Here is a 26055-nt window from a genome sequence, read left to right as displayed (position 1 = left end):
GTTTAAAGTTTAAAGTTTAAAAGTTTCAAGTTTGTCTTGCAACAACTTGAAACCTGAAACTTGAAACAAATTTTTAAGGTACCTCAATCTCGTTAACGATTTTGTTGATAATGTCTACAGAAGTGATGTTTTCTGCTTCTGCTTCGTAAGTGATTCCAACTCTGTGACGTAATACATCGTGAACAACTGCACGAACGTCTTCTGGAATTACATAACCACGACGTTTGATGAAAGCATAACATTTAGCAGCATTAGCCAAGTTGATACTTCCACGAGGAGAAGCTCCAAAACTGATAAGCGGTTTTAAATCGGCTAATTTGTATTTTTCTGGGTAACGTGTAGCGAAAATAATATCAAGAATATATTTCTCGATTTTTTCATCCATATAAACTTCACGAACAGCTTCCTGAGCACGTAGAATCTGATCTACAGAAACTACTGGATTTACTTTTTCGTAAGTTCCTTTTAAGTTTTGACGAATTACAAAACGTTCTTCATCAATTTTTGGATAATCAATAACAGTTTTCAACATAAAACGGTCAACCTGTGCTTCAGGAAGTGCATACGTTCCTTCTTGCTCAACTGGGTTTTGTGTTGCTAATACTAAAAACGGACGATCTAATTTAAATGTAGTGTCACCAATAGTAACTTGTTTCTCCTGCATCGCCTCTAATAAAGCAGATTGAACCTTTGCTGGAGCACGGTTAATCTCATCGGCAAGTACGAAATTGGCGAAAATTGGTCCTTTTTTAATTGAGAACTCATTTGCTTTAATATTGTAAATCATGGTTCCGATAACATCGGCAGGTAATAAATCTGGCGTAAACTGGATACGGCTGAAAGATCCTTGAACCGCTTGAGAAAGCGTGTTGATGGCTAAAGTTTTTGCCAGACCAGGAACTCCTTCCAATAAAATATGCCCTTGTCCAAGTAATCCGATCAATAGACGCTCGACCATATGTTTCTGACCCACAATAACTTTGTTCATTTCCATTGTAAGAAGGTCTATAAAAGCACTTTCTCTCTCAATTTTTTCATTTATCGCTCTAATGTCTAAAGTCGTTGTATTTTCTTCCATATAAATATTTTTAAAACCTTGATTTTAACGCCTAATTTTTGAGAGTGCAAATTGAATATTTTTTAAGAAGTAAGATGTTAAAGAATGGTTAAAACTTCGACCAAAGACCTAATTTTAAGGACTAATTGTGAATCTATTTTTATATTTTTAAGAACTTTGATGATTATGTTTTAGTAAAGCATAATTATTACCAAAAATAACGCATAATTATTATGAGCAAAACAGTCTTATCGCCTATAATTTCGGGCACTATGAATTGGGGAGTTTGGGATAAAAACCTTACAACTAAAGAAATGGAAAACATGATACAGGTGAGTATCGAAAACAAAATTACGACTTTTGATCACGCGGATATTTACGGTTCGTATACGACCGAAGCCGATTTTGGAAAAGCCTTTCACGCAAGTAAGATTGCCCGTGAAAAATTACAATTAATTACCAAGTGCGGAATTCAGATGATTGCTGAAAAACGCCCTGAAAACAAAATCAAACATTATGATTATTCTAAAGACTATATTATTAAGTCTGTAGAAACATCTTTGAAGAATTTAAAAACAGATTATGTAGATGTTTTTTTACTTCACAGACCAAGTCCGTTAATGCAGGCTGATGAAATTGCAGAAGCGGTTGAGAAATTAAAAGGAGAAGGAAAAATTATTGATTTTGGACTTTCAAACTTTACAAGCTCACAAACTGAATTGATTCGTCAGAAAACAGAAGTAAGCTATAATCAAGTTCAGTTTTCTGCTACGCATTATGAAGCAATGATTGACGGAAGTTTAGATTATATGAAGACTAACGGAATTCGACCTTTATCATGGAATCCGCTAGGAACGGTTTTTAGAGAAGATACAAAACAAACTCGCCGTTTGAAAAAACTGTTTTCTACTTTATTAGAGAAATATCATTTAGGTGCAGATACACTTTTATTAGCATGGATTTTAAAACATCCAGCAAGAGTTATTCCTATTGCAGGAACTGTTAACGTTGCCAGAATTCAATCTCTGTCAAAAGCAGTTGAATTAGAAATGGATAAAGAAGATTGGTTTGCGATCTGGACTGAAAGTATGGGCGATGATGTGCCTTAATTTTGTACTATTCTGAAAATGATATACCTAGAAAAATTTGAGAGAAAAGATTACTTTGAATTGATTAATTCTGTCAAAAGTGCCAAAGATTTAATGCAATTTGGAGGACCAGAATTTACTTTTCCTTTAACAGAAGAGCAAATAGATAAAACGCTTTCTGATGAAAACAGAGTTGCTTTTAGAGTTGCAAATATTTCAAATGGAAATACGATTGGACATTGCCAAATTTACTTTAAAGATGATTTTGCAAAATTAGGAAGAATACTCATTATTGATGAAAATCAAAGAGGAAAAGGAATTGGTGAGCAGATGGTGACTTTATTGTTGCAATATATTTTTGAAAACAGAAAAGAAAGAAACGTAGAATTAAATGTTTTTGATTTTAATATTGGAGCCCAAAAATGTTATGAAAAAGTTGGGTTTACTTTTAATCCCAATAAAAAATATTTAAGGGAAGTAGATGGAGAAACTTGGACAGCGCTCAATATGGTATTGAATTTAGAAGAATGGAAAGATAAGAATTAAAAATATTTTGCCACAGATTAAAAGATTTCTAGGATTTCAAAAAAAATCATTTTAATCCTTAAACCTGTGGCAAAAAAATCTTTTTTAAAGAAAAAACAATGAAAAAAACAGTTTTAATTACTGGCGCTACAAGCGGAATTGGAAAAGCAACCGCTCAGATTCTGGCAAAAAACAATTATAAAGTTATCCTTTGCGGAAGGCGTAAAGACCGTTTAGAAGAACTCGAGAAAGAGCTTTCGGCTTTTACAGAAGTACATTCTTTAGAATTTGATGTTCGTAATAAAGAGGAAGTTTTAGAAAAAATAGGTGCTTTGCCAAACGATTTTTCTGCGATTGACGTTTTAATTAATAATGCAGGAAATGCCCATGGTTTAGATCCGATTCAAAATGGAAATTTAGACGATTGGGATGCGATGATTGATATTAATGTAAAAGGACTTTTGTACGTTTCAAAAGCGATAATTCCGCAGATGGTTGAAAGACAATCTGGACACATCATTAATATTGGATCAACAGCAGCAAAAGAGGTTTACCCAAATGGGAATGTATACTGTGGTTCTAAACATGCCGTTGATGCTATTACTGCAGGAATGCGAATAGATTTAAACCCGTTTGGAATTAGAGTTGGAGGAATTCATCCAGGAATGGTAGCAACTGAATTTAGCGAAGTTCGCTTTAAAGGAGATGTAGAAAGAGCGGCAAATGTTTATAAAGGATTTGATCCGTTACAGGCAGAAGATATTGCCGATATTATTCACTTTGTAGTTTCACGACCTTATCATGTAAATATTGCCGATTTGGTTGTTATGAGTACAGCACAGGCCTCTTCGACGATTGTTAAAAAGAATATTTAAAACTAGATTATTAGACTTCTTAGAAAGTCGGATCTTTAGTTTAACTTAGGAAACTGAAAATCAATCTAAGAAGTCTAAAAATCTAAGTCAGTCTAATAATCTAAAAAGAATGATTAATAAGCGCCTTTTAATTAAAAATCTCCTCGCTCATAATGACGAAAGCAGTTTTTATGATAAGAAAAGGCAGTTGAATCTTCATTCGCGCGAAGGGAAGGGCAAGTTTTTAAAACACATTTGTGCGTTATCCAATTCCAATCCAAACAATAATTCTTATATCGTTGTTGGAGTAGAAGATCAAGATAATGAGATTGTAGGCGATGATTTCTTCGATGATAGCCGAATTCAGAATCTGGTAAATGCATTTTTAGAAAATCCACCAAAAATTCAATACGAAAACGTCCCTTTTCCCAATCTTCCAAAAGACAAAGTAATCGGTCTGGTTACCATAAAACCTAAAAGTAAAATCTCTTATTTTAAAAAAGGAATTCATACCATTCTTGCTAACAGTGTTTTTGTGAGACGTGGCAGTAATTCAATTCCTCTAGAAGAACATGAGATAATCGAAAAGAGCAATCAAAATACAGAAACGGTAATCGGAATAGAAAATAGCTCTCGAAATAGTATTCAATATACTTTAGACGGTGTTATCGATTTTATGAATTTCAGACATAAAGATATGTCGCCAAAATACCGTGTTTTTAAAGAATTATTCGTGATTTGTTGGGCTGGAGTTCCGAAAAAATTACGTGATAAAACGTATTTGTCTCGCGTAGATATCGAATTGATAAACGAACAAATTAAGCTTTTTTATTCGGCACAAGATGTTGTTACAATACAATATAATGATGATACTTTTACCATTACAGAATATGTTCCGCTGGGATTAAATGACAAAACGAGTTATTATCCGTTAGAAGAACAAACGATTCATTTCTTTGATAATGGTTATTATAAAATAGATCGCCAAATGCTTTTTCAGCCACCAGAATTCAACCGAAAAATGCTGTATCATATTTATAATTCGAATATGGCTTTGCTCGGAAAACTTCAAAAAGAAATTGCATTGTCTGATCGTGAAATGAAAGATCTGGAAAATCTTCCTTCTACTTTTATGATTTGTCATTTGAATGGTTTCGAAGATGCTCGACAAAAATTAATAGATGCAAAATTGCTTTTAAAACCGTATAAAAATGTATACTCTTCTTTTAAAGAAGCTTTGAGGGTTTTAAGAAAGATGAAATATGATGTTCAGTAATCTAAGGTTCTAAGTTTTTTCTGTAGAGATACATTGTAGTGCGTCTACGTCCACTATATCTACAAAGATTGTGCTAGATAGGGAATAAATAAAAATGTCTTGATTTTATTTTTCTATTGAAAATTCAAATATTTTTTTATTTCTTCATACGGAAATATAAGTTCTTTTGGGCCATCTGCATAAGATGCGGCTTCATATGAGTTGTAATATAAAAGCAAACCTTCAGAGGTGTAAAAAATGTTTTGAGGCAGTTGAAATTTATCATTTTCAAACATTAAACCTGTAGCGTTGATATTAGCTTTTTCTGGAATTTTATATTTTGATCTGAATGTTTTCTCAGCGAAATTTTTAAACTCATTTTCGTTTTTAAATAACTGATTATTGAAAATGGTTTTTCCTGTTTTTTTATCGAATAATAAAGAGCGATAACCTTGATAACCGTGAGCGCCGCCAGTAAAAGTATAATGGTCAATTTTAAGATTTAAAATTTGGTCAGATTCAAATTCGACATTTCCAATGATTTTTGCTTCCCAGCCAAAGGTATCGTTTGGGAATTTTTGATGCATTTCTTGATAGGAGGCAATAAAAGATTTCGCCAAAGCTTTGTAGCCATCAACTTTTACCGAATCGTCTTCAAAAAACACAATCTCTTTAATGACGGCAAATAGTTTCTTGTTAATGCTGTCTGATGTTACTTTAACATTTTTAGCAATTGGAACTTCTATGGTGATTTTTGGGCAATCATTTTTGCATGGGACAGTAGATTTCTCTTCAAACGTTTCATTCTCAAATGAAAGCTCTTTTTTGCAACTTGTAAAAATCAAACACAAAAAGAGTATAAATAATGAATTTTTCATATCAAAAAGTGTTAATTATCTACAAAGGTAAGAAGTTGTGTCGCGATAAAATAAATTAAGCGGTAAATTTGTAAAAGAATTAAGGATTTAAAATTTATAACTATATGAAATTCAATACAAAAGTTATTCACGGAGGACAGCATCATGATCCAAGTACAGGCGCTGTTATGCCACCAGTGTATCAAACTTCAACATTTGTACAAACAAGTCCAGGTAAACCTTTGGCAGATTACGAATATAGTAGAGCTTCAAACCCGACACGTACGGCTTTAGAAGAGGCGCTGGCTAGTATTGAAAACGGAACTCGCGGATTAGCATTTTCGTCTGGTCTTGCAGCTACAGATTGCGTTTTAAGATCTTTTAAAGCTGGAGACGAAATCATTGCGATGGATGATTTGTATGGCGGAACTTACAGAATGTTCTCTCGTGTTTATAAAGATTCGGGTATTAAATTTCATTTTGTTGATATGACGAATATCGAAAAACTGAAAAGTTTAATTAACGAAAATACGAAGTTAATTTGGGTAGAAACACCAACAAATCCGTTGATGAAATTGGCAGATATTCAAGAAATTGCAAAAATTACTAAAGAGAAAAATATTCTTCTTGCGGTTGATAATACTTTTGCAACGCCTTATCTACAAAAGCCTTTAGATTTAGGAGCAGACATTGTAATGCACTCTGCTACGAAATATTTAGGAGGTCATTCTGATGTTATTGCTGGAGCATTAATTGTAAAAGACGCAGCGCTTGGAGATCAATTGCATTTTCAGCAATTTGCAACAGGAGCGACTCTTGGGCCAATGGATAGTTTCTTGGTTTTAAGAGGGATCAAAACTTTAGCTTTAAGAGTTCAGAGACATTGTGAAAATGGGGAAAAAGTAGTTGAATATTTGAGCAACCATCCTAAAATTAAAACGGTTTATTATCCAGGTTTAAAGAATCATCCGTTTCACGAAATTGCTAAGAAGCAAATGAAAGCTTTTGGAGGAATGGTTTCTTTTGATTTTAAGTCTGGGAAGAAAGAAGATTCTATCGCGTTTTTAGAAAAACTGAAAGTTTTTACTTTGGCAGAATCTCTTGGCGGTGTTGAATCATTGGCTAATCATCCAGCTTTAATGACGCACGCTTCTATTCCTGCAGATAAAAGAGCAGAAGTTGGTATTACTGACGATTTAGTTCGATTGAGTGTTGGTATCGAAGATGCAGAAGATTTAATTGCCGATTTAGAACAAGCTTTAGCTTAATATAAATTCCAAATAAGAAAATCCCAAATTCCAATTTTTATTCTGGAGTTTGGGATTTCTTATTTTAAAATTTCTTAGAAAGAAGGCGATAAAATGTCTAATGAAAAATCCCAAATTCCAATGAATAGTTTTGGAATTTGGGATTTTTTATATTTTGAAATTTAAACTTTTTTAGAATTCTAAATAGTAGATGTATCCAAAGTTAAACCAAACTTGCCAATCGTTAGATTTGTTTTCTTTGTAAATATCTTTATTTGGGTTTAATCCGTCAATCCAGTCTGAGCTGTACATATGAAAACGAGTTTCAAACATTAAATCACTCATTTCAGTTAGTTTATAATGTACACCTACTGCTGCTGTTGCCGCTAAAGCTACACCAGTTTCTGTAGAAAAACCATGTGCACGTCCGTCAGATGGAGTTAAGTATTTTCCTGGGGTAATAGCAGGAAGCGTAATGTCTCCTAAATGTGACCCAACTTTTGCTGAATAATAGCTCACCTGAAACCCTACAGCTCCATACGGACTGAAGCTACCAACTGTGTTTTCGAAATCGTGGATTTTCATAAAAGGAGAAAATTCCATCTGTGCTCCCAAGCTTACTATACTAGAACTTGCATGCATGTTTCTTAATTGTGTTGCAAATAAACCATTGGGCTTATAATCAACCCATTTTCCATGATGTTTTAAAGTGGTTCTGCTGTAAGACAGATCAGATCTTACTTTAAAATGTTCTGTGAAAAAATTTTCTCTATTGTTATTGGCAGAAAAGTTTATAAAGTGCATGATTCCAATGCCAAAACCTGTGTTTCCGACATTATTATCAAAGTTGTTTCTTTCTCCAAAATCGGACTGTAAAGTTACAGGTCCTGCGTAGATTCCGATCTCTTGGGCTAATCCTTGTGCTGATACAGCAGTTGAGATGCCCAATAAGGCAAATAATGTGATAAATAGGTGCTTAGGCATTTTTTAGGGGCTTACAAATCTCGGCAAATATATAAAAAACATAATCGATTCAAAATATTAAATTGACGTATTGAAAAATAACTAGCAAAATACTTAATTTACTAACTTTTAAAAGGTGATTTGCATGTAAACACCTACATGTAAAATGTGTTTTTTTCTATTGTTTGAAAAAAACACAAATCGCTTCAAAAAAGTGAAAAATGTAACATCGAATCATTATTTGATATATCTTTGTCAGTTAAAACGAAAACGTTTTCTTAAACATGATTTCTTATTTTTTATAAGAGTAAAAATTAAATCTAAATTATCTGAAAATTTATTTTAAAGATGGAACAAAAAATAAATGAATTTATGGCTCTTGTTGAGTCAAAAAATCCAAATGAGCCAGAATTTCTTCAAGCAGTTAGAGAATTCGCTGAAACTGTAATTCCGTTTATATCTGAGCGTAAAAAATACGATGGAAAGAATATTCTCTTAAGAATCGCTGAACCGGAAAGATCAATAATATTCAGAGTTCCGTGGGTAGACGATAAAGGGGAAATTATTGTAAATAGAGGTTTCAGAATTCAAATGAACTCTGCAATTGGACCTTACAAAGGAGGAATTAGATTTCATCACTCGGTAAACTTATCGGTTTTAAAATTCTTGGCATTTGAACAAGTATTTAAAAACAGTTTGACAACACTTCCGATGGGAGGTGGAAAAGGAGGTTCTGATTTTGACCCAGAAGGAAAATCTGATGCTGAAATTATGCGTTTCTGCCAGTCATTCATGACAGAATTATGCCGTCATATTGGTCCAGATCTTGACGTTCCAGCTGGAGATATTGGTGTTGGTGCACGTGAAATCGGTTACTTATTTGGTCAATATAAAAGAATTAGAAATGAATTTACAGGAGTTTTAACTGGAAAAGGTTTGGCTTACGGAGGTTCATTAATCAGACCAGAAGCTACAGGATATGGTGTAGTTTATTTTACAGATCAAATGCTTCGTACAATTGGTCACGAAATTAAAGGAAAAAGAGTTGCTATTTCTGGATTCGGAAATGTGGCTTGGGGTGTTGCTTTAAAAGTAAATGAACTAGGAGGTAAAGTAGTTACTATTTCTGGACCTGATGGTTATATTTATGATGAAGAAGGTATCTCTGGAGAAAAAATCGAACATATGGTTGAGATGAGAGCTACTGGAGATAATAGAGCAGAAAGATATTTAGAGAAATATCCAAATGCTATTTTCCACAAAGGAAAAAGCCCTTGGGAAGTAAAAGTAGATATTGCTATTCCATGTGCTACTCAAAATGAATTGAATGGCGACGATGCTAAGAAATTAATAGATAATGGCGTTTTATGTGTTACGGAAGCTGCCAATATGCCTTCTACTTTAGATGCTATTAAACTTTTCTTAGATAGTAAAGTATTATTCGCGCCAGGAAAAGCTGCAAATGCTGGTGGAGTTGCTGCTTCAGGATTAGAAATGACTCAGAACTCAATTCGTTTAAACTGGACTAGTGAAGAAGTAGACTTGAGATTGAAAGAAATCATGATCGGAATTCATAACCAATGTAAAAAATACGGTGCAGAAGAAGACGGATATGTTAACTACGTAAAAGGAGCTAATATTGCCGGATTTGTAAAAGTTGCCGACGCTATGCTTGCACAAGGTGTAGTTTAAGATTTAATTGCAATATTTAGAATTACCCTCGTTATCCTAATAAGATATCGGGGGTATTTTATTTGTGCTAAAAATTAAATAAAAACCCGATTGTATTATATTTGTCTATTCGAATACATTATATGATGAAAAAAGTATTTTTCTGCGGTTTGTTTTTACTTCTAATTCAGTTTTGCGAAGCGCAGAGCAAATTGTCTTGGCAGGGATATTTTTCATTTAATGAAGTAAAAGACATTTCAGAATCTGGAACAACTGTTTTTGCGGCTTCCGAAAACGCACTGTTTTCAAAAAATACAGTAACAAATGTTCTTAAAACGACGACGACTGTTGATGGACTTTCCGGCCAGACCATTTCGGCAGTTTATTACAGCGAAGCTTCTAAAAAAACAATCATAGGTTATGAAAATGGTTTGATGATCTTGATTAACGAAGTAGACGGAAGTATTCTAAAAGTTGTAGATATAATCAATAAGCAATTGCCAGCAAATACTAAAAAAATCAATCATTTTATGGAAAATAATGGATTGATATATGTTTCTTGCGATTTTGGAATTGTTCAATTTAATCTTAAAACATCTCAATTTGGCGACACTTATTTTATTGGAGATAATGGAGCAGAAATAAGCGTAAAGCAAACCACAATGTTTAACGGATTTATTTTTGCGGCAACTTCAAGCGGTATTAGAAAAGCTGACATAACAAATGCTAATCTTATAGATTATAGCCAATGGTCAGTAGTCAATGGCGGAGATTGGTCGAGTGTTGAGGCTTTAGATTCAGAGCTTATTGCAATAAATAGTACAGGGTATATTCATAGATTTAATACCAATACCTTTGTGGGCTTTTTGCAACTGCCTCAAGCGTCTGTTGATACGCGAGCGAAAAACCATAATTTATTTGTTACGACTGCCAATACAGTATATGTTTATAATAATCAAATGACGTTGAGTCGACAAATTACAAATTCTCAAGTTTTAGATAATACCCTGAATTTTAGCTGTGCAACTGCAGTTGGAAATCAGATTTTTATTGGAACAAAAGAAAAAGGACTATTTGCTTCTACTTTAAATAATGCCACAGCTTTTGAAAACAGTACGCCTAGCGGTCCTGTGCGTAATGATATTTTTTCTATAGATGCTGGTTCAAATGTTTTGTGGGCAGTTTATGGAGATTATGATGCGGTGTATAATCCGTACCCTTTGGATAGTTATGGAATTAGTCGATTTAATGCTTCGGGATGGTTAAACATTCCATATTCTGATGTTTATGATGCCAAATCAATAACGAGAATTTATATAAATCCTAATAATGAAAAACAGGTTTATGCTGGTTCTTTTTTCTCTGGATTATTGAAAATTGAAAGCGATATTCCAACTCATTTATATAATGAAAAAAATAGTGGTTTAGAGTCGCTTAAAACAACATCGCCAGATTATGTAGATGTCCGAATCAATGCAACGGCTTTTGATAAATCTGGAAATCTTTGGGTGACCAATAGCAGAATCAATAATGGATTGAAGGTTTTAAAAACAAATGGACAATGGGGCAGTTATTCGATGACTTCGATATCAGACGATGTGGGAGAAGATAACTATTCAAGTATAGTGGTAGATCGCAACAATGTAAAATGGATTGGAACTTATAAAAGTGGAGTTGTAGGGTTTAATGAAGCTACAAATACCTTCAAAAAAATGACTTTTGGAACTGATGCTGGTAATCTGCCAATTGCCGATGTTAGAGCAATAGCTTTAGATACAAAAAATCAGCTTTGGATAGGAACAACAAAGGGTTTGAGAGTTCTCTCTAATGTTTCTAGTTTTCAAACAGATAGTCAGTTAAAAGCAAATTCAATTATTATAACCGAAGACGATTTGGCTCAGGAGTTGTTATACGAACAGTTTGTAACTTCGATAGCAGTCGATGGCGCAAATAATAAATGGATTGGAACGGCAGATTCTGGAATATTTATGGTTTCGCCAAATGGTCAGGAAACAAAATATCATTTTACAATAAACAATTCGCCTTTGCCAAGTAATTATATAAATGATGTTAAGATAAATGCTAAAACGGGAGAGGTCTTTATTGCAACCGACAAAGGATTGGTTTCGTTTGGCGGAATTGCAACTGGAGCAAATGACGATTTAAGCAATGTATATGTTTATCCAAATCCTGTACGTCCGAATTATTCGGGAACCGTTAAAGTGGCTGGATTAATTGACAAGGCTAATGTGAAAATCACAGATATAGAAGGGAATTTAGTTTATGAAGTGACTTCTTCTGGCGGAACAATCGAATGGGACACAACTGCTTTTGGGAAGTATAAAGTAGCATCTGGTGTTTACATGGTTTTTATCTCGGCAGAAGATGGAGGAGAAACTAAAGTTAAGAAAGTAATGATTATACGATAAGATCAGTATTCAGTATTTAGTCTTTTTTAGTGTTCAGTTTATCGTCAATTTGATAAACTTGATACCTGAAAATTGAAACAAAAAAAACAAAAATTTGTGCTCGTCAAAACAAAAGCCATAGTAATTTCGTCTTTAAAATTTCAAGAGAAAAGCTTGATTGTAAAATGCTTTACACTTTCTAGCGGACTGAAATCTTATTTTGTGCGCGACGCTTTTTCGAGTAGGAAAGCAAGTCAGAAAATTGCTTATTTTCAGCCATTTTCTATTTTAGAAATTGAAGCTGTGCATAAGAATAAAGGAACTTTAGAGAATTTTAAAGAAATAAAAAGCGCTGTTCCGTTTCAGACTATTCATACTGATATTGTCAAAAGTACCATGGTGATGTTTTTGTCCGAAATGCTTCATTATTCTATTCAAGAAGAAGAGAAAAACGAACAGCTTTTCCTTTTTTTAGAAGCTGCGCTGACTTGGCTGGATCATCATGATGAGATTTCTAATTTTCATTTAATTCTCCTTTTAGAAATCACAAAATATCTCGGTTTTTATCCTGATATTTCTGAAATTGATTTGCCTTTTTTTGAAATGAATGAAGGTGTCTTTACACTTTTTCAAAATGGAAATTTGCTTTCAGAACACGAGACCAACTTGTTTAAAAAGTTATTGGAATTAAAATTCGATAACGATCAAAAAGTCTTTCATGTTTTAGAAAGGCAGATTCTCCTAAAAATTCTAATCGATTATTACAGTCTGCACTTGGAAGGTTTTAAAAGGCCCAAATCTTTGGATATTTTAAAAGAGATTTTTTCGTGAGAGTATACTTTCTTTAAATTGTATAAAAACAAAAAAGGATCAAGTTTAACTCGATCCTTTTTTGTTTTAGGTTGCTTAAGTCTATTATTTGATGAACTTAACTGAAGTGCCTAAGTCGTTTAATTTTAATAAATAAACTCCGTTTGGTAATCCAGAAATTGCAATAGTTTCAGATGAGTTATTGTTTACTCTTTTTACTGCTTTACCATCGATAGAGTAAATTACATAAGAAGAATTTTTAAAATCACTGCTTAATTTTATTTCATCTTTAGACATAGATGCTATCGGGTTGGTTTTTTTATCAAAATCAACAGTTCCTAAAGTGCCTTTTTTTGCTACTATCACATTGTCAAAATAGATTGCAGGACCATCAAATTGACATCCAGCTGTAAAAAAAGCAGCCATTGTTACCGATGTTGTTGGTGCTAAAAATGCTGTTATTTTAAAGTCAAAAGTTACTGTCTTCCAAACGCCAAATTCTCTAGTAAGAAAATCGGGTTGAGCAATAAAAGAGGCTCCTCCTGAAGTTACTTTTATGATTTCATAAGATAGATTGCTAATGTTCATGAAAGAAGGAACATCATTTGGAATATAATAGTCAAATTTTAAAGTGTATTCGTCAAGATCTGATAAAGTAAACTCTTGTTTGAATTGTAAAGTTGGCATCAGACCATTTTCTAAGTCTGATACTGGTAAACCCTTTAAGCTTGAAGATCCACCATTTTTAATTGTTTCTTCTTTTGATGTAGCTCCGTAAATAAAAGTCCATGAATCAGGAGCATTAGCGGTAAATTGTTCAAAACTACCGTTTTGTAGAAGATTCTGGCTTTTTGCAAAACTTACTGTAAGTAAGCATAAGATAAGTAATTTTGTTCTCATACACATTTTTTAAAGTTGGGTATAAAACTACAATTATTAATCTTACAATTCCTAATAATAGGTTTCAATATGTTAAAATTTAACAAAAATTCATGACAGTACATTGCAATGCTGTTAATCTTTTAGAAAAGTGTATTTGAATTAAGAAATGTTGAAAAAAGCGATCTTAATTTCTTATTTTGATAATGATTTCTTTTTTACTCTTAAAAATTGTCTTAAAAGTGCCAACTTTTGGCTTTAGATATTCTACTTCTGACTTAAATTTACTACTTTCGCACCTCGTTTAAGAAAAGGATAAAATGAGTACAAAATTTACTGAATACAAAGGACTTGACTTGCCAACTGTAGCGTCTGAAGTTCTTGATTTTTGGAAGAAAGAAAATATATTTGAAAAGAGTGTAACAACTCGCGAAGGTGCTGAGCCTTTCGTATTTTTTGAAGGTCCGCCTTCAGCAAACGGATTGCCTGGTATTCACCACGTAATGGCACGTGCGATTAAAGATATTTTTTGCAGATATAAAACTCAAAAAGGTTTTCAGGTAAAAAGAAAAGCCGGTTGGGATACTCACGGTTTGCCTGTTGAATTAGGTACCGAAAAAGAATTAGGAATTACAAAAGAAGATATTGGTAAAACCATTTCGATCGAAGAATATAACGAAGCGTGTAAAAAAACCGTTATGCGTTATACAGACGTATGGAATGATTTGACCGAAAAAATGGGGTATTGGGTTGATATGGAAGATCCGTATGTGACTTATAAACCAAAATATATGGAATCGGTTTGGTGGCTTTTGAAGCAAATCTATGATAAAGGTTTGTTGTACAAAGGATACACAATTCAGCCTTATTCTCCAAAAGCAGGAACGGGATTGTCTTCTCACGAAGTAAACCAACCAGGAGCTTACCGTGATGTTACTGATACTACAATTGTAGCTCAGTTTAAAACATTGCCAGAAACATTACCTTCATTTTTGCAAGGTTTTGGAGATATCCACATTTTAGCTTGGACGACTACTCCTTGGACACTTCCATCAAATACAGCTTTGACAGTTGGGCCAAAAATTGATTATGTTTTAGTGAAAACATTCAATCAATATACTTTTGAGTCAATCAATGTTGTTTTGGCTAAAAACTTAGTTGGGAAACAATTCGGAAAAGGTTTTTTCTTAAGTGAAGATGACGCTGATTTTGACAATGTGAAAAACGGCGACAAAAAACTTCCATACAAAATTTTAGCAGAAGGAAAAGGAGCAGATTTAGTAGAAATCCGTTACGAACAATTATTGCCTTACGTATTACCTTATGAAAATGCTGAAAACGCATTTAGAGTAATCGCAGGTGATTTTGTTACAACTGAAGATGGAACAGGAATTGTGCATACAGCTCCGACTTTTGGTGCAGATGATGCTAAAGTAGCAAAAGAAGCAAAACCAGAAGTTCCGCCAATGTTGGTTTTAGACGAAAACGGAACTCCAGTTCCATTAGTAGATTTACAAGGAAGATTCACTTCTCATGTAGGTGATTTGGCTGGTAAATACGTTAAAAACGAATATTACGATGCAGGACAAGCTCCGGAGAAATCTGTAGATGTTGAAATCGCTATTCGTTTAAAAGAAGAAAACAAAGCTTTTAAAGTTGAAAAATACGTGCACAGTTATCCACACAGCTGGAGAACAGACGAGCCGTTATTATACTATCCTCTAGATTCATGGTTCATCAAAGTAACCGATGTAAAAGATAGAATGTTCGACCTGAACGAAACTATCAATTGGAAACCTAAATCTACTGGTGAAGGACGTTTTGGAAATTGGCTTAAAAATGCCAACGATTGGAACTTATCTCGTTCTAGATATTGGGGAATTCCGTTGCCAATTTGGAGAACAGAAGATAAAACAGAAGAAGTTATTATCGGTTCTGTTGAAGAATTGTACAATGCAATCGAAAAATCAATTGAAGCAGGTTTCCAAAAAGAAAATCCGTTTAAAGGATTTGAAATCGGAAACATGTCTGAGTCAAATTATGATTTAATCGATTTGCATAAAAATGTTGTTGATGGACTTACTTTAGTTTCGGCTTCTGGAAAACCAATGAAGCGCGAAAGTGATCTAATCGACGTTTGGTTCGATTCTGGAGCAATGCCTTATGCACAATGGCATTATCCTTTTGAAAACAAAGAAAAAATTGATGGCAACAAAGATTTTCCAGCAAATTTCATTGCAGAAGGAGTAGATCAGACTCGCGGATGGTTTTATACTTTGCATGCAATCGGAACTTTGGTTTTTGATAAAATAGCCTACAAAAACGTAGTTTCAAACGGTTTGGTTTTGGATAAAAATGGAATTAAAATGTCTAAGAGTAAAGGAAATACTATAGACCCATTTAAAACCATTGCAGAAAACGGTCCAGATGCTACACGCTGGTATATGATTATGAATGCAAATCCGTGGGATAACTTGAAGTTTGACCTTGAAGGAATTGCTGAGGTTAAACGTAAATTCTTCGGAACACTTTACAATACCTATTCATTCTTCTCGTTATATGCAAACATCGACGGATTTAAATATGAAGAAGCCGAAATTCCATTAAACGAAAGACCAGAAATCGATCAATGGATTATCTCTGAATTACATTCGTTAATCAAATTTGTTGATGAATGCTATGAAGATTATGAGCCAACAAAAGCGACAAGAGCAATTTCTGACTTCGTTCAGGAAAACTTAAGTAACTGGTACGTTCGTTTATGCCGTCGTCGTTTCTGGAAAGGAGAATATGGAAAAGATAAAATTGCAGCTTACCAAACGCTTTATACTTGTTTGCTTACAATCAGTAAATTGAGCGCTCCAGTAGCTCCATTTTTTATGGATAAATTATACCGTGATTTAACAACTTCGACGGGAACCGAGGATTTTGCTAGTGTTCACTTGGCTGAATTTCCAAAATTTGTCGAAAACTTTGTTAATAAAACGTTGGAAAGCAAAATGCAGAAGGCGCAAACGATCTCTTCTTTGGTGTTGTCACTACGCAAAAAAGAGATGATTAAAGTTCGTCAACCTCTGCAAAAGGTAATGATTCCAGTACTTGACGAGAATCAGCGTGCTGAAATCGAAGCAATTTCTGATCTTGTAAAAGCCGAAGTAAACGTTAAAGAAATCGAACTTTTAGACGATGCTTCTGGTATTTTGGTTAAGCAAATTAAGCCTAATTTTAAAGCTCTTGGGCCACGTTTTGGTAAAGACATGGGCTTGATTTCTAAGGAGATACAAGGTTTTTCTGCAGATCAGATCAATCAGCTGGACAAGCAAGGAACGCTAGATATTGTTATTGCAGGAAATAGTGTAACTTTATCATTAGAAGATGTGGAAATAACATCACAAGATATCGAAGGATGGTTAGTTGCTAATTCAAACGGAATAACAGTTGCGCTTGATATTACTCTTACCGAAGAATTAAAAAATGAAGGTATCGCTAGAGAGTTAGTAAATAGAATACAAAACATTCGTAAAGATTCAGGATTTGAGGTTACGGATAAGATTAAAGTACAAATAAAAAGAAACGGTATTTTAGAAGATGCAGTTTCAAAAAACGAAGACTATATTAGGTCTGAAACATTAACAGACGAACTGGTTTTTGCTGACACGTTAGAAAACGGCACAGAAATTGAGTTTGATGATATTAGAACCATTATATTAATTTCAAAATAGTAGAAAATGATAGATGAAATTACAAGATACTCTGATGCAGATTTAGCAGAGTTCAAAGAAATAATCCAAGCAAAAATTAAAAAAGCACAAGAAGATCTTGATTTGATCAAAAGTGCCTATATGAACGATTTGAATAACGGTACCGACGATACTTCTCCAACTTTTAAAGCTTTTGAAGAAGGAAGTGAGACCATGTCAAAAGAAGCAAACTCTCAGTTGGCTATCAGACAAGAGAAATTCATTCGTGACTTAAAAAATGCTTTATTCCGTGTGGAAAATAAAACTTACGGTATCTGCAAAGTAACAGGTAAATTAATTAGCAAAGAAAGGCTTAAAATCGTTCCTCATGCAACAATGAGTATCGAAGCTAAAAACTTGCAAAGATAAAATTGCGTAGAACTACGTAAGAGAAAAAGCGCTCCTTTAAGGGGCGCTTTTTTTGTTTAACATTTAGCTATAAGAGAGTTCATTGCTAGGTTTGTGCTTTGAAAGAAATTATTTATAATTAATCAAAATAATTTTAAAGAGAGGGTATTGGTTTTTGTAAGAACTATTTGGTTTGACTCTTTTTGGTTTTTTGTTTGCTATTCAAATAAAAAAAAACCGCCTTTATAAAGACGGTTTTTTCAGTGTATTGTATTTTAAGAAGTTATGCTAGATTTTTTTCAACATCAGCTTTGTGTTTTCTTAAAATAGCTCTTGTCATACCTAAATTCGCTTTTGAAGCATCAGCAGCAAGATAGATCATGAATTTTTTGTTTGGAGAAATATCGATAATGTGAATTTGATTAGAAAGAGTAATCAAAATATCTTCGATGTCCTGGTTTAGGTTTAGTGCTTTTACGGCGCTCAATTTAGCTTTTACAACTTCTAAGTTATAGGCTGCTGCAAGTTCAGGATCAAAACCTGGATCTACAGTTAAATTTCCAAAGCTTAATCCAGATTCAATTTCTGTTACTGCTACAGCGATAAAGCCATTTACGTTGCTTTTCATTTCGTTCAAAAACACGTTTAAAAAATCATTGCTCATAGTTCATTTGGGTTATTTGTTAATAGAATTTTATGTTATTTCAATAGGGAATTTTTGCTTAATTCTGCAGAAACTTCTTCTGTAGAGCGCATCAATAATGCTAGGTTACTTCCTTCTTTAGAGAAAGCAACGATAAAGTTAGAGCCGCTTATTTTGTTTCCAACAATAACGCCTTCGGCACTTTTTAGATATAATTGTTTTAGAGAGCCTTTTTCCAAATCAATTAAGAATTTTTCGCTCATAGATAAAATAGCTGCACTCATTGCGGCAATACTGTCGCCGTAATCAAGATTTAAGGAAGTGATAAGTTTTCCTTTTCCATTTAAAATTAATGCAGCAGTAGATTTTGTGCTGACAAGAAAGTCATTTAGTGTGGTTGTGATTTCATTCATTTTTTGTAGGATTTTGGGAGGAATGTTAAATTCAGTTTGTGTTGGTATTCGTTTTTAAAAATTAATTCAAGTTATCCTAAACAAGTGTTAATTTTTATTAACAAATATAAATTAAATTATGTATCATTGTAGTACCAAATCAGTAATAATTTAAATTATTTACTACAAAAAACTTACATTATGGCTAAAGTATTGAAATTCAAAGAAGTAAACTCTGATGTAGAGCGCAGAATGAAAGAATTTGAAAAACTGCGTGTTAAGTTTAAAGCTGATGTAAAAAAGGGAGAAGCTAAGAAATTGGCGGCCGGAAAAGAAAGCAAAGGGATATTCAAGTCCATTTCAGAATTTTTTTCCGACAGTCCAAAGACACCAGCAAAAGCTGCCGTAAAAAAGTAAACTTTACTCGGTTTAGATTAGCAGATAAACTTGTTTAGTTTGTTACAAAACAATTAACGCTCCTTTGGGAGCGTTTTTTTTGATTAAATTGTTATTTTTGCGCATCAAAAAATTATAAAATGTCATTACGAAAAGCGTATTTCCTTATATTCTTAGTTTTAATTGTTGATCAGCTTTCTAAAATTTATGTCAAAACAAATTTCGTTTTAGGCGAAGAATTTGTGATTGCTGATTGGTTTAGAATTCATTTCATTGAAAATGAAGGAATGGCTTGGGGAACAAAAATTCCTGGAGAGTATGGAAAATTAATTTTGACCGTATTCAGAATCTTTGCAGTTGTTGGAATTGGCTGGTGGCTTTCTGATTCAGTAAAAAAGCGTCATTCGAATTATTTGATAGCAGCTATTGCATTAATCTTTGCTGGAGCAGCAGGAAATATTATTGATTCTGTTTTCTACGGGGTTATTTTTGATGATAGTACACATAACTTAGCGACTATTTTTTCTCCAGTTCCATACGGAACATGGTTTCACGGTCTGGTTGTAGATATGTTTTACTTTCCAATTTGGGAAGGAGAGCTTCCAAGTTGGCTTCCAATATTTGGCGGAAAACACTTTGCTTTCTTTAATGCGATTTTTAATGTAGCCGATGTGGCAATTTCTACAGGTGTAGGTATACTGTTAGTTTTTAACAAAAGAGCTTTCCCAAAACACTAATTATTTTTAAAAATACAACATAAAAAATTCCAAATTCTAATATTTGTTTGCAATTAGTGCTTCAAAAATTAGAATTTGGAATTTTTCATTATTGGGATTTAATATTTAATTGTGCTATTTTTACAATACTAAAACTAAACTTATGCAAAGTCCGTCTTTTTCCATTTATGATGCTTCTGCGGGATCAGGAAAGACGTATACTTTGGTAAAAGAATATTTAAAGATTATTCTTTCTTCTCCAAAAAACGATGCGTACCGAAATATTTTAGCCATTACTTTTACCAACAAAGCGGTTCATGAAATGAAAAGCCGTATTGTTGGGAGTCTGTCTGAATTTGCAAAAGACAACCCGTCTCCAAAAGCCGCCGATTTGATGGAGGACTTATCGCGCGATACTGGACTTTCGATTATTAAAATTAAAACCAAATCGCAGCAAATCATTAAGCACTTAATTCATAATTATGCCGCTTTTGATATTTCTACAATTGATAAATTTACCCATAAAGTTATTCGTGCTTTTGCTCATGATTTGAATCTTCCGATGACTTTTGAAGTTACTTTGGATACCGAAAATTTATTGGTTGAAGCTGTTGATGCTATTATCGCACAAGCTGGAGAAGACGAAACATTGACCAAACTGCTCATTGATTTTACAATGGAAAAAACCGATGATGACAAAAGTTGGGATGTTTCTCGAGAAATTCTCGATACAGGAAGATTGGTTTTAAATGAGAACAATAGAAATGAAATTCTGCATTTTCAAGATAAAACTATTGAAGAGTTTGTTGAGATTAAAAAGAAGATGCAAGTGCTTTGTAAAGAGCTAGAAGATGTAAATGAAGGTCTTGCAACGAAAGCAATTGAATTGATTGATAAAAACGGAATTGATCCAAAATCATTTTCGAGAGGGACTTTTTCAAATCATTTGCAAAGTATTCGAGATGGAAAATTCAATCCAAAAAATAAAACCTTTCATGAGTTTGATGATATTGCGATTAACAAAACGGCAAAAGACCGAGCGTTAATTGAAAATATTATTCCAGAATTGCTTCAAATATTAAAAGAGGTTTATCAAAACTTTGAAAAAAGAGATTTTTATAAAGCTTTTTTAAAAAATATAACACCACTTTCTTTGCTGAATACTGTGAGTAACGAGCTTGCAAAAATTCAGTCAGAACAAAATGTCTTGTCGATTTCAGAATTCAATGCGATCATTCATCGCGAAATTCAGAATCAGCCAGCACCTTTTATTTACGAACGTTTGGGTGAGCGTTATCGTAATTTTTTTATCGATGAGTTTCAGGATACTTCAGAAATGCAATGGCAGAACTTGATTCCGCTTATTGATAATTCGCTTTCTGGTCTAGATGATTACGGAAATAAAGGAACTTTGATGATTGTTGGAGATCCAAAACAATCTATTTATCGCTGGCGCGGAGGAAAAGCAGAGCAATTTATTGAATTAAGTAAAGAAGAGGTGGCTTTTTTTCATCATGAAAAAGTAGTGAAGCATTTAGATACCAACTATAGAAGTTATAGTGAAGTTATTGAATTCAATAATGCTTTCTTTAAATTGATTTCGACTGAATTTACAAATGAAGATTATAAGGATTTATATGAAAATCACAGTTTTCAAAATACGAATTCAAAAAAAGGCGGTTATGTAAATATTTCTTTTCTTCCGATTGCTGAGAAAAATGAATCTGTAGATGAAGAAGAAGTGGTAGAGAAATCTGATTTGTATGTTTTGGCAACTTTAAATACAATTCGAGAAGTTGTTAAACAGGGTTTTGAATATAAAGATATTGTAATTCTGACCAGAAAAAGAGATCAAGGAATTGCGGTTGCAAATTATTTGACGGAGCAAGGCGTTCCGCTTCTTTCTTCAGAGACATTAATGATTCAAAATGCATCAGAAGTTCGTTTGATAATTCATCTTTTGAGATATTTAAACAATAGTGCTGATTTAGAGTCGAAAGCCAACTTTTTGCATTTTCTTTCGTCAACAAAAGATTTGTCAATGCCTGTGCATGATTTCATCGCATTGGGAATGAGTCAAAGATTTGAAAAAGAATTTGAAGAATGGCTTATGACTTTTGATGTTTCTTTTTCGTTTGAAGATGTGCGAAAGAAATCTTTGTATGAAGCGGTAGAAATCATCATTTCTAAATTTATTCTTCCGTCGGAAGGAAATGCTTATGTGCAGTTTTTTCTAGATATTGTTTTAGAAAGAGATATTCGAAATCAATCTGGTGTTGCAGACTTTTTGATTTTCTGGGATAAAAATTCCGAGAAATTTAGTATCCCGTCTCCAGAAGGAAATAATGCTGTTCGTATTATGACCATTCATAAATCTAAAGGATTGGAGTTTCCGGTTGTAATTATGCCTTTTGCAGACGAAGATTATAACAGAAAACCCAAAGATAAGTTGTGGTTAGATACGGAGGAAATCGATTTGGGAGTTCCAAAAGCTTTGGTCGATAATAGTAGCGCTGTTGAGGGTTTTGGCGAAAACGCTTCGGCAGTTTTCAATTTGAAAAAACAAGAAGAGCTTTTAGATAATATAAATGTGCTATATGTTGCGCTAACTCGTGCTGAAGAACAGTTGTATGTAATTTCTCAATCGCTAAAAGCTAAAAGCGATGGCGAATATCCGAATAATATGGCTTCTTTTTTTATTAAATTCTTGATCAACGAAGGGGTTTATGAAGAAGAAAAATTGAATTACGAGTTTGGAAATAAAACCAGATTGTCAAAAAATACAGAAACGGTAGATACAGTCAAGTCGATTCCTATTGTGAGGGAGGTTTTGAATCCGAAAAATATTAAAATCGCGCAACGAGAAGCTTTGATGTGGGGGACGCATCAGCAGGAAGCTATTTCATATGGAAATATTGTTCATGAGATTCTGGCTTATGTGAAAGATAAATCAGATGTTGATTTGGCTGTAACAAAATCTATCGAGAATGGTTTGATAACTTACGACCAAGTAGATCAGGTTTTGAAAACTCTAAAAGAGATTGTCAACCACCCCGAATTAAATGTTTGTTTTGATGGAAAAGATAGAGTTCTAAATGAGCAGACCATTGTGCAAAAAGAAGGAAGGATTTTAAAGCCAGATAGAGTTGTGTTTTTGGAAAATAAACAAGCCTATTTATTGGATTATAAAACTGGAGCTGTTAATGCAAAATATCAGCAGCAAATTCAGGAGTATCAAGATGCAATTGAAGATTTAGGATACACGGTTCTAAAAAAGGCATTAGTGTATATAGGAACCGAAATTGAAGTGGTAAATTTGTGAAAAAATTAATCAGATGTTAAAGAAAAACGAAGCTTTATTTTTGTTAAGCTGTTAATTTTTAACGTTTTAAATAAATATAAAATGTACGGTAAAATAAAAGAACATCTGCAAAAGGAATTGCAGACAATTGAGGAAAATGGAATTTTTAAAAAGGAACGTATTATTACGTCTCCTCAAGGTGCAGAAATCACAATTTCGACAGGCGAAACAGTGTTGAATTTTTGTGCTAATAATTATTTAGGACTTTCTTCTCATCCAGAAGTGGTTCAGGCTGCTAAAGATGCAATGGATACGCATGGTTTCGGAATGTCTTCTGTTCGTTTCATTTGCGGAACACAAGATATTCATAAAACATTAGAGAAAAAGATTGCTGATTTTTATGGTACAGAAGATACCATATTGTATGCGGCAGCCTTTGATGCAAATGGAGGAGTATTCGAACCTTTGTTAGGAGAAAACGATGCAATTATTTCAGACAGCTTAAATCATGCTTCTATTATAGATGGTGTTCGTTTATGTAAAGCGGCTCGTTATCGCTATGAAAACAATAATATGGAAGATTTGGAGCAGCAATTAATAAAAGCAAATGAAGCAGGAGCTCGTTTTAAATTAATTGTTACTGATGGAGTTTTCTCTATGGACGGTCTTGTAGCGCCATTAGATAAAATCTGTGACCTTGCTGATAAATATGATGCAATGGTTATGGTAGACGAATGTCACGCGGCTGGTTTTATTGGAGCAACAGGAAAAGGAACTCTTGAGGCAAAGGGAGTAATGGGAAGAGTAGATATTATTACGGGAACTCTGGGTAAAGCCTTAGGAGGAGCAATGGGAGGATATACTACTGCGAAAAAAGAAATAATCGAATTATTGCGTCAGAGATCTAGACCTTATTTGTTTTCAAATTCATTGGCACCTGCAATTGTTGGGGCTTCTATAAAGGTATTTGAGTTGTTAGAAAAAGACACTGCGCTTCGTGATAAGCTAGAATGGAATACCAACTATTTTAAAGAAGGTATGAAAAAAGCAGGTTTTGACATTATTGATGGAGATTCTGCAATTGTGCCTGTTATGTTGTATGATGCAAAATTGTCTCAAACGATGGCAAATGAACTTTTGAAACAAGGGATTTATGTTATTGGGTTTTTCTTTCCGGTGGTTCCAAAAGATAAGGCTAGAATACGAGTACAGTTGTCTGCGGCGCATGAAAAAGAACACCTGGATAAAGCTATAAATGCCTTCACAGTTGTCGGTAAAATGTTAAAAGTTATATAATTACCACTTACGTTAAATTTTTGTAGGTTTTTTTTAACATTTCATTTTGTATTTAAAAAATTTGGTGTTACTTTTGCTTGTAATTAACTAAATTGTAATTAAAAAAATTAAGTATGAAACATCTTAACAAACTTTTAGTTGCTGTATTGATGGCGATGGGTTTAAGTTCTCACGCGCAAGACAGTAACAATCCATGGGCGATCTCTTTCGGGGTTAATGCTGTGGATACTAGAACAAGTTCAGGAGCTGGTCATGGGTTTTTTGATCAACACTTCTCTCAGCCATTCGCTGTAAAAGACAATTGGAACATCCTTCCTTCTCTATCTTACATTGGAGTAAATAGATACATTGGACATGGTTTGTCAGTTGGTTTACAAGGATCTGTAAACAAAATTGATAAAGCTGTTTATTTCGCACCAACTGCTCCAGGACATGATGGAAGAGGTAACGTTGTAACTAATCCTGGTGACTTAATGTACTACGGAATTGATGCTACTATCAAATACAGCTTCCAAGAATTAATCAAATCTAAAGTGGTTGATCCTTCGTTATCTATTGGTGGAGGTTATACTTTCTTAGGAGATGACAGTTTTGGAACTGTTAACCCAGGTGCTGGAATCACTTTCTGGTTTACAGATGCTATTGGTCTTGAGCTTGCTACAAGATACAAATGGGCTGTTGCTTCAGGGTCTGGAGATAATCCTGGAAGAAATGACTACAATGGAGAAATTGATACTCCATCTCACTTCCAACACACTGCAGGTTTAATCTTCAAATTCGGAGGTAAAGATACTGACGGAGACGGAATCTACGACAAAGATGATGCTTGTCCAGATGTTGCTGGTTTAAAACAATTCAACGGATGTCCTGATACTGACGGTGACGGAATCGTTGATGCTTCTGATGCTTGTCCAGATGTATTTGGTTTAGCTGCATTAAACGGATGTCCTGATACAGACGGAGACGGAATTGCTGATAAAGATGACGCTTGTCCAGATGTTGCTGGTTTAGCTGCTTTAAAAGGTTGTCCTGATACTGACGGAGACGGAATCGCTGATAAAGATGACAAATGTCCTACAGTTGCTGGTCCTAAAGAAAACGGTGGTTGCCCATTCTTAGATGCTGATAAAGACGGTGTAGCTGATAAAGATGACGATTGTCCTACAGTTGCTGGTCCAGCTAGTAACAGAGGATGTCCAGAAGTAACTTCTGAGGCGTTAGAAGATCTTAAAGTTCAAGCTAGAGCGGTATACTTCAACTCAGGAAAAGCTACTTTCAAAACTGGAGATAAAGAAACTCAAGCTAGATTAGATGCTATTAAAGAAATCCTTAAAAACTATCCAAACGCGAAATTCTCTATTGAAGGACACACAGATAGTACAGGTTCTGCTAAAATCAACCAAAAACTTTCTGAAGACAGAGCTAAAGCTGTCTTAGATGCATTAGTTCAAAGAGGTGTTAACCCAGAGAACTTAGAGTCTAAAGGATTTGGAGCTAGCCAACCAGTTGCAAGTAACAAAACTGCTGCAGGTAAAGCACAAAACAGAAGAACTGAAATTAGACACATTGGTTCTAAATACCAAGGTAAACTATAATTAGTTTTCTAAAT

Annotated in this window: 21 protein-coding genes; 15 read left to right on the top strand and 6 right to left on the bottom strand. The window is 33.8% G+C overall.

Annotated elements, in window-relative coordinates:
• Positions 1-73: 73 nt before the first annotated feature.
• On the bottom strand, positions 74-1078 hold the full coding sequence (locus QLQ95_RS06890; RefSeq protein WP_095928410.1) for an AAA family ATPase: 1005 nt from the start codon (positions 1076-1078) through the stop codon (positions 74-76).
• Between the two features lie 212 nt (positions 1079-1290).
• Here QLQ95_RS06890 and QLQ95_RS06885 point away from each other — a divergent pair, with 212 nt between their 5' ends.
• The 4 genes from QLQ95_RS06885 to QLQ95_RS06870 all read left to right on the top strand — a co-directional run bounded on the left by QLQ95_RS06885 (position 1291) and on the right by QLQ95_RS06870 (position 4800).
• Complete coding sequence (locus tag QLQ95_RS06885) at positions 1291-2166, top strand: aldo/keto reductase (protein WP_428237683.1); 876 nt, start codon at positions 1291-1293, stop codon at positions 2164-2166.
• Between the two features lie 18 nt (positions 2167-2184).
• Complete coding sequence (locus tag QLQ95_RS06880) at positions 2185-2691, top strand: GNAT family N-acetyltransferase (protein ID WP_482503154.1); 507 nt, start codon at positions 2185-2187, stop codon at positions 2689-2691.
• A 98-nt stretch (positions 2692-2789) separates the two neighbouring features.
• Positions 2790-3545 (top strand): SDR family NAD(P)-dependent oxidoreductase, encoded by a 756-nt coding sequence (locus tag QLQ95_RS06875; protein ID WP_095928407.1) that lies wholly within the window; start codon positions 2790-2792, stop codon positions 3543-3545.
• Between the two features lie 109 nt (positions 3546-3654).
• The gene (locus QLQ95_RS06870; protein ID WP_095928406.1) at positions 3655-4800 is read left to right on the top strand and encodes an ATP-binding protein; all 1146 of its coding nucleotides are present in this window, start codon (positions 3655-3657) and stop codon (positions 4798-4800) included.
• 113 nt (positions 4801-4913) lie between these two features.
• Here QLQ95_RS06870 and QLQ95_RS06865 read toward each other — a convergent pair whose 3' ends face one another.
• Positions 4914-5657, bottom strand: a complete 744-nt coding sequence (locus QLQ95_RS06865; RefSeq protein WP_320494288.1) for a DUF3298 and DUF4163 domain-containing protein — start codon at positions 5655-5657, stop codon at positions 4914-4916.
• 104 nt (positions 5658-5761) lie between these two features.
• On the opposite strand from QLQ95_RS06865, the gene QLQ95_RS06860 reads away from it, so the two are divergent.
• Positions 5762-6904 (top strand): cystathionine gamma-synthase, encoded by a 1143-nt coding sequence (locus QLQ95_RS06860; RefSeq protein WP_320494287.1) that lies wholly within the window; start codon positions 5762-5764, stop codon positions 6902-6904.
• A gap of 171 nt (positions 6905-7075) precedes the next feature.
• On the opposite strand, the gene QLQ95_RS06855 is transcribed toward QLQ95_RS06860, so the two are convergent.
• Entirely contained in the window at positions 7076-7867 is a 792-nt protein-coding gene (locus tag QLQ95_RS06855) for a THC0290_0291 family protein (protein ID WP_320494286.1), read from the bottom strand.
• A 327-nt stretch (positions 7868-8194) separates the two neighbouring features.
• Between QLQ95_RS06855 and gdhA the strand changes: the two genes are divergently transcribed.
• The 3 genes from gdhA to recO all read left to right on the top strand — a co-directional run bounded on the left by gdhA (position 8195) and on the right by recO (position 12756).
• Positions 8195-9538, top strand: a complete 1344-nt coding sequence (gene gdhA / locus QLQ95_RS06850; protein WP_095928401.1) for an NADP-specific glutamate dehydrogenase — start codon at positions 8195-8197, stop codon at positions 9536-9538.
• Positions 9539-9663: 125 nt separating this feature from the next.
• The gene (gene porZ, locus QLQ95_RS06845; protein ID WP_482504055.1) at positions 9664-11946 is read left to right on the top strand and encodes a type IX secretion system anionic LPS delivery protein PorZ; all 2283 of its coding nucleotides are present in this window, start codon (positions 9664-9666) and stop codon (positions 11944-11946) included.
• 96 nt (positions 11947-12042) lie between these two features.
• Positions 12043-12756 carry a DNA repair protein RecO gene (gene recO / locus QLQ95_RS06840; RefSeq protein WP_320494285.1) on the top strand — a complete coding sequence of 238 codons (714 nt, stop codon included), beginning with the start codon at positions 12043-12045 and terminating at the stop codon, positions 12754-12756.
• An 84-nt stretch (positions 12757-12840) separates the two neighbouring features.
• On the opposite strand, the gene QLQ95_RS06835 is transcribed toward recO, so the two are convergent.
• The gene (locus QLQ95_RS06835; protein WP_320494284.1) at positions 12841-13635 is read right to left on the bottom strand and encodes a T9SS type A sorting domain-containing protein; all 795 of its coding nucleotides are present in this window, start codon (positions 13633-13635) and stop codon (positions 12841-12843) included.
• 299 nt (positions 13636-13934) lie between these two features.
• Here QLQ95_RS06835 and ileS point away from each other — a divergent pair, with 299 nt between their 5' ends.
• Both ileS and QLQ95_RS06825 read left to right on the top strand, forming a co-directional pair.
• A complete protein-coding gene (gene ileS, locus QLQ95_RS06830; protein WP_482503150.1) occupies positions 13935-17336 on the top strand; it encodes an isoleucine--tRNA ligase in 3402 nt (1133 codons plus the stop codon).
• A gap of 6 nt (positions 17337-17342) precedes the next feature.
• Positions 17343-17723 (top strand): TraR/DksA family transcriptional regulator, encoded by a 381-nt coding sequence (locus QLQ95_RS06825; RefSeq protein ID WP_012022792.1) that lies wholly within the window; start codon positions 17343-17345, stop codon positions 17721-17723.
• 262 nt (positions 17724-17985) lie between these two features.
• Here QLQ95_RS06825 and QLQ95_RS06820 read toward each other — a convergent pair whose 3' ends face one another.
• Both QLQ95_RS06820 and QLQ95_RS06815 read right to left on the bottom strand, forming a co-directional pair.
• Entirely contained in the window at positions 17986-18366 is a 381-nt protein-coding gene (locus tag QLQ95_RS06820) for a hypothetical protein (RefSeq protein ID WP_095928397.1), read from the bottom strand.
• Between the two features lie 35 nt (positions 18367-18401).
• Complete coding sequence (locus tag QLQ95_RS06815) at positions 18402-18758, bottom strand: roadblock/LC7 domain-containing protein (protein WP_091494460.1); 357 nt, start codon at positions 18756-18758, stop codon at positions 18402-18404.
• 180 nt (positions 18759-18938) lie between these two features.
• On the opposite strand from QLQ95_RS06815, the gene QLQ95_RS06810 reads away from it, so the two are divergent.
• The 5 genes from QLQ95_RS06810 to QLQ95_RS06790 all read left to right on the top strand — a co-directional run bounded on the left by QLQ95_RS06810 (position 18939) and on the right by QLQ95_RS06790 (position 26041).
• A complete protein-coding gene (locus QLQ95_RS06810; RefSeq protein WP_095928396.1) occupies positions 18939-19154 on the top strand; it encodes a hypothetical protein in 216 nt (71 codons plus the stop codon).
• A 119-nt stretch (positions 19155-19273) separates the two neighbouring features.
• Positions 19274-19870: a lipoprotein signal peptidase gene (locus tag QLQ95_RS06805; protein WP_095928395.1), complete on the top strand. Its 597-nt coding sequence runs from the start codon at positions 19274-19276 to the stop codon at positions 19868-19870.
• 142 nt (positions 19871-20012) lie between these two features.
• On the top strand, positions 20013-23171 hold the full coding sequence (locus QLQ95_RS06800) for a UvrD-helicase domain-containing protein (RefSeq protein ID WP_095928394.1): 3159 nt from the start codon (positions 20013-20015) through the stop codon (positions 23169-23171).
• Between the two features lie 81 nt (positions 23172-23252).
• Entirely contained in the window at positions 23253-24446 is a 1194-nt protein-coding gene (gene kbl, locus QLQ95_RS06795; RefSeq protein ID WP_095928393.1) for a glycine C-acetyltransferase, read from the top strand.
• A 113-nt stretch (positions 24447-24559) separates the two neighbouring features.
• A complete protein-coding gene (locus QLQ95_RS06790) occupies positions 24560-26041 on the top strand; it encodes an OmpA family protein (RefSeq protein ID WP_095928392.1) in 1482 nt (493 codons plus the stop codon).
• Positions 26042-26055 lie beyond the last annotated feature (14 nt).

Source organism: Flavobacterium sp. B330r, assembly GCF_056824325.1.
The sequence above is the reverse complement of the archived record's forward strand: the minus strand, read 5'-3'. Positions and strand labels throughout refer to the sequence as shown.